Source organism: Dietzia sp. B19 (assembly GCF_014145155.1).
Classification (GTDB): Bacteria; Actinomycetota; Actinomycetes; order Mycobacteriales; family Mycobacteriaceae; genus Dietzia; species Dietzia natronolimnaea.
On sequence record NZ_JAALED010000210.1, the window covers coordinates 1 to 4,809 of the forward strand.

At 71.5% G+C, this 4,809-nt stretch carries 3 protein-coding genes; all 3 read right to left on the bottom strand.

Features of this window, described 5'->3' with window-relative positions:
- A partial coding sequence (locus G6020_RS07020; RefSeq protein WP_241730774.1) for a type I polyketide synthase occupies positions 1–1,734 on the bottom strand: 1,734 nt, incomplete at its 3' end.
- An 87-nt stretch (positions 1,735–1,821) separates the two neighbouring features.
- On the bottom strand, positions 1,822–3,822 hold the full coding sequence (gene fadD32 / locus G6020_RS07025; protein ID WP_095717077.1) for a long-chain-fatty-acid--AMP ligase FadD32: 2,001 nt from the start codon (positions 3,820–3,822) through the stop codon (positions 1,822–1,824).
- A gap of 111 nt (positions 3,823–3,933) precedes the next feature.
- The coding region (locus G6020_RS07030; protein WP_182610130.1) for a cutinase family protein at positions 3,934–4,809 on the bottom strand (876 nt) is incomplete at its 5' end.

Sequence of the window (4,809 nt, forward strand, 5' to 3'; positions counted from 1 at the left end):
GGCGGCCTCCGTCGCGGCGGTGTCCCCCGCGTCGGCCGTCCGCGCGACGGTGTCCTCGGCGCCGGTCGCCTGCGAATCGACCGTCTGTGAGTCGACCGTCTGCGGATCGGTCTGCTGAGCGGCCCGGACCGGGGCGGGCTGGTACTCGGCCACCACGACGTGGGCGTTGGTCCCGCCGAAGCCGAATCCGGAGACACCGGCCAGCGCCCGGCCGCTGTAGCGCGGCCACGGCCGGTTCTCCGTGACGACGCTCAGCCGCGCGGCGTCGAAGTCGATGTACGGGTTGGGGCCGGCGAAGTTGAGGGTGGGCGGGAGCGAGTCGTGCCCCATCCCGAGGATGATCTTGGCCAGGCCCGCGGCACCGGCCGCCGACTCCATGTGCCCGAAGTTGGTCTTGGCCGAGCCCAGCAGCGTGGGTCGATCGGCGTCGCGGCCGCGGCCGAGCACCTGTCCGATCGCGGTGGCCTCGATGGGGTCACCGAGGATCGTGCCCGTGCCGTGGGCCTCGATGTAGTCGACGTCCCTCGGGTCCACACCCGCGTCGGCGTACGCCTGGCGCAGCACCGCCACCTGGGCGTCCGGGTTGGGGGCGGTCATCCCGTTGGAGCGTCCGTCGGAGTTGACGGCGGACCCCTTGATGACGGCGAGGACCACGTCCCCGTCCCGTTCGGCCTCGGACAGGCGCTTCAGGATGAACAGTCCCCCGCCCTCCGCCCGGCAGATGCCGTTGGCGTCGGAGGAGAAGGCCTTGATGCGCCCGTCGGGGCTGAGCGCGGCCCCGGTCTTGGCGAAGCCCATGGTGGCGGCGGGCGCCAGCATCATGTTGACGCCACCGGCCACGGCCAGGTCGGACTCGTGCAGGCGCAGCGAGTTGACGGCCTCGTGGATCGCGACCAGGGAGGTCGAGCACGCGGTGTCCAGGGTCATCGAGGGGCCGCGGAAGTCGAACGTGTACGACACCCGGTTGGAGATGATCGAGTTGGAGGCGCCCGTGACCGCGTACGGGGAGGCGGCGGCGGAGTCGGAGGTGAGGAACACCTGGTAGTCGCTGGACGACGAACCGATGAACACGCCCACCTCGTGGCCCTTGAGGTCACTCGCGGGCAGGTGCGCGTGCTCGAGGGCCTCCCAGGTGAGCTCGAGTGCGAGCCGCTGCTGCGGGTCCACCATCTCCGCCTCGCGGGGACTCATGCCGAAGAACTCGGCGTCGAAGTCCCGCACCTCGGAGTCGTCGAGCCACCCGCCCCGGTCCGGGGCCTCGGCCAGGACCTGCTGGACGTAGGAGTCACCCGCCCACTCGGACCAGCGGGTCGCCGGACGCGGGCTGGTGGCGTCCCGGCCCTCGGACAGCAGTTCCCAGGTGGCCTCGGGCGAGTCCGCGCCGCCCGGGAAACGGGTGGCGAAGCCGATCACGGCGACGTCGAACTCCATCCCCGCCCCACGGTGGCGGAAGGTGTGGAGGTCTCCGGGCTCGTCGATCTCGGCCGGTCCGTTGACCACGTACTCGGCGAGAGAGGCGATGGTGGGGTGCTGGTAGGCCACCGTGGCGTCCAGGGGACGGCCGAGCAGGTCCTCGAGATCCGCCGAGAGGGTCACCGCGTCCCGGGAGGACAGCCCGAACTCCTCGAGGGAGCGGTCGTCGGTCACCTTGGCGACGTCGAGCCCGGTGGCCCGGGAGACCCAGCCCCGCAACCAGTCGCGGAGCTCTACTACCGTCATCTCGCTCTGTGCCATCGTGGGGATCGCCTTTCCATCGGGTCTCGTCCGGTGTGCTCGCCCGTCGCCGCCGCGCACCGGTGGTGCCGTGACGCGGCCCGGAAACTACTCCGCCGGCTCGTCGGGGAAGGCCGTCTGCTGGTGGCCTCCCCGCAGGGTCCCGCCGACGTAGGCGGTCTTGCAGGCGCGGCGGGCGATCTTGCCGCTGGAGGTTCGGGGGATGGACCCGGCGGGGACCAGGATCACGTCCTGCGCGGTGACCCCGTGCCTCGCCGAGATCGCCGAGCGGACCGCGTCCGCGATGGGTCCGGGATCCGCCTTCCCCGCACCGGGGGCGCGCTCGCCCACCACCACGAGGGTCTCCGAGGAGTCATCGGAGGGGATCACGGCGCCGTTACGGGCGTCGATCGGGAGCTGGTTGGCCGGCACGGAGAACGCGGCGACGAAGCCCGGGCGCAGCGAGGCGGAGGCGTCCTGCGCGGTGTTCTCGAGATCCTGCGGGTAGTGATTGCGTCCGGCGACGATCACGAGGTCCTTGACCCGACCGGTGATGTACAGCTGGCCGTCCACGTAGGCGCCGTAGTCACCCGTGCGGAGCCACCGTGCGTCCTCGGGGACGGTGCCGAACTCGCGCACCGTCCTCGAGTGCTCCGGGAGCCGCTCCGTGAGCCTGTTGCCGAACGTGGCCTCGGACTCCTCCGGCCGACCCCAGTAGGCCCGCCCGACGTTGGTGCCGTAGAGCCAGATCTCCCCGACCCGGCCCTCGGGCAGTTCCCGGCCGGTGCCGTCGTGCTCGCCCGTCGACCCGTCGACACCCGGCTCGACGATCACCGCCCACTGGCTGGGGGCCACGTACCCGCACGCCACCTGCGGGATGGCGTCCTCGTTGCCCTCCACCGCGTCGGGGTCCAGGACGGTCATGACGCCCTTGTTGAGGTCCTCCCGGTCCACGTGGATGACGATCGCCTCGTCGTCCTTGCGGGGCGAGGAGACGAAGAGCGTCGCCTCGGCCATGCCGTAGGAGGGCTTGATGGCGGTCGGCGCCAACCCGTACGGGGCGAACGCCTCGTTGAACGCGCGCATCGAGGCGGGGGTGACCGGCTCGGACCCGTTGATGATGCTGGTGACCCCGGAGAGGTCGAGCGACTCGCCCTCCCGGGGCAGGCCACGACGGGCCGCGTGTTCGAACGCGAAGTTGGGGGCGGCGGCGAAGACCCCGTCGCCGTCGGACATCGCCCCGAGCTGGGTGACCCACCGCCCGGGACGCTGCACGAAGGCCCGGGGGCTCATGACGGTGATCGTGGCGCCGCCCATCGCCGGCAGGATCACGGTGAGCAGACCCATGTCGTGGAACAGCGGCAGCCAGGTCACGCCGCGGGAGGCGCGGGTCAGGCCCAGCCCGTCGAAGAGCTGCATGACGTTGGTGACGACGTTGCGGTGCGTGATCTCCACGCCGGCGGGGACGCGGGTCGACCCGGAGGTGTACTGCAGGTAGGCGATGTCGTCCGCACCCAGATCGGGCCGGGTCCAGCCCGAGCCCAGCTCGGCGGGGATCGCGTCGACGGCGACCGTGCGGGGCCGCTCCCGGGCGGGCAGGTCGCGGAAGAGCTTGCGGACCCCCGCCGCCGACTCGGTGGAGGTGAGGATGACGGACGGCGTGCAGTCCCCGAGGACCGCGTGGAGTCTGTCGTGATGACCCGGCTCGTCCGGATCGAACAACGGCACGGCGGTGAGACCGGCGTGGATGGCGGCGAAGAACGAGACGATGTAGTCGAGCCCCTGGGGCGCGAGGATGGCCACGCGGTCTCCCCGCTCCGCCACCTGCTGCAGCCGTGCGGCGATGGCGTAGAGCCGGTCCCCGAAGTCCGACCACGACAGTTCGGCGACCTCACCCTGCCGCGACGACGAGTAGTCGATGTAGCGGTAGATCAGCCCGTCCGCCGCGGGGTCCCGGCGTGCTGCGGAGACGTTGGATTCGACGAAGTCGACCAGGGTGGTGCGATCAGGGATGACGATCGCCCCGCTGGCGTCGTGGTACTGCTCGAACTCCACGTTGCTCCGTTCCGAACCGATGACTGGATGGTCGACGTCGCCGACCTCGGACATACCGGGCGACAAGCTTGGTCGATCTTACAGCGTGCCCCTGCGCACATCCGAACTCCGAATCCTCGACCCGGCCAGGCGTGTCGCGCCCATGCACGGTACTCGGTCGGGCGGTCAGTCGTGGGCGATCTCCGGTGCCGCGTCGACGAGTTCCCGCACGTGTCCGATGGTCCACTCCGGAACCGTGGTCCCCATGACGACGTCCGGGTTGGTCGCGTACATGGCGTGGATGGCGTTGTTGGCGACGAACTCCTGGAACCGGGCCGCCCCGTCCACCACGTTGAGCGGGGCGTTGCAGATGAGGTCCCGGGAGTCGCAGATCTGGGCGGTCCGGTCGTCGAGCGCCCCGAAGCCGCCGGGCCGCGGGCCGGTCATGGTGGCACCCGCGATGAGCTGCGTGAAGCCCGTCACCGGCTGGAGCGAGATCTCCATCCCCTGACCGGTCCCCGGCGACAGCCCCGGGGACTGGCCCTCGCCGGGCAGGCGCCGACCGTCGGCGATGAGGACCGAACCCCGGACGAGCTCCGCCGGGACCGGCCCGTTGCCGGTGCCGATCTCGCTGGTGAGGTCGCCGGCGATCACCGCCCCCTGGGAGAAGCCGAGCAGGATGTAGGAGGTGTACGGGCAGCGGTCGTGGACCGCGACCAACTCGGCGCGCGCGCGATCCGTGCCCTCGGCCCGGCTCTGGTCGTAGGTGATCTCGTCGGGGCGCTGGGGGTTCCGGAACTGTGCCACGTACGGGACCGTGAAGACCTCCAGGCGCTCGGCGGGGTACTGCTCCCCCAGCGGGTCCGTGATGGTCTTGAGCAGCGCGTTGGGCAGGAACGACGGCGCGTAGGGGTCGTCGGTGGGGCTGCTCTCCCAGGTGCCCGGCACGGCGATCATCTGCACGTCGGGGCAATCCGCGGGCTGGGTCAGCTCCGGCTCCGCCGGGCCGGGCAGCGGGCCGTCCGGACCCGTCGGCAGTCCCCGGTCACCGATCCACCAGCC

Excerpts from the sequence above, each read along its gene's own strand:
- fadD32 (WP_095717077.1), bottom strand. The coding sequence starts at position 3,822 with ATGTCCGAGGTCGGCGACGTCGACCATCCAGTCATCGGTTCGGAACGG.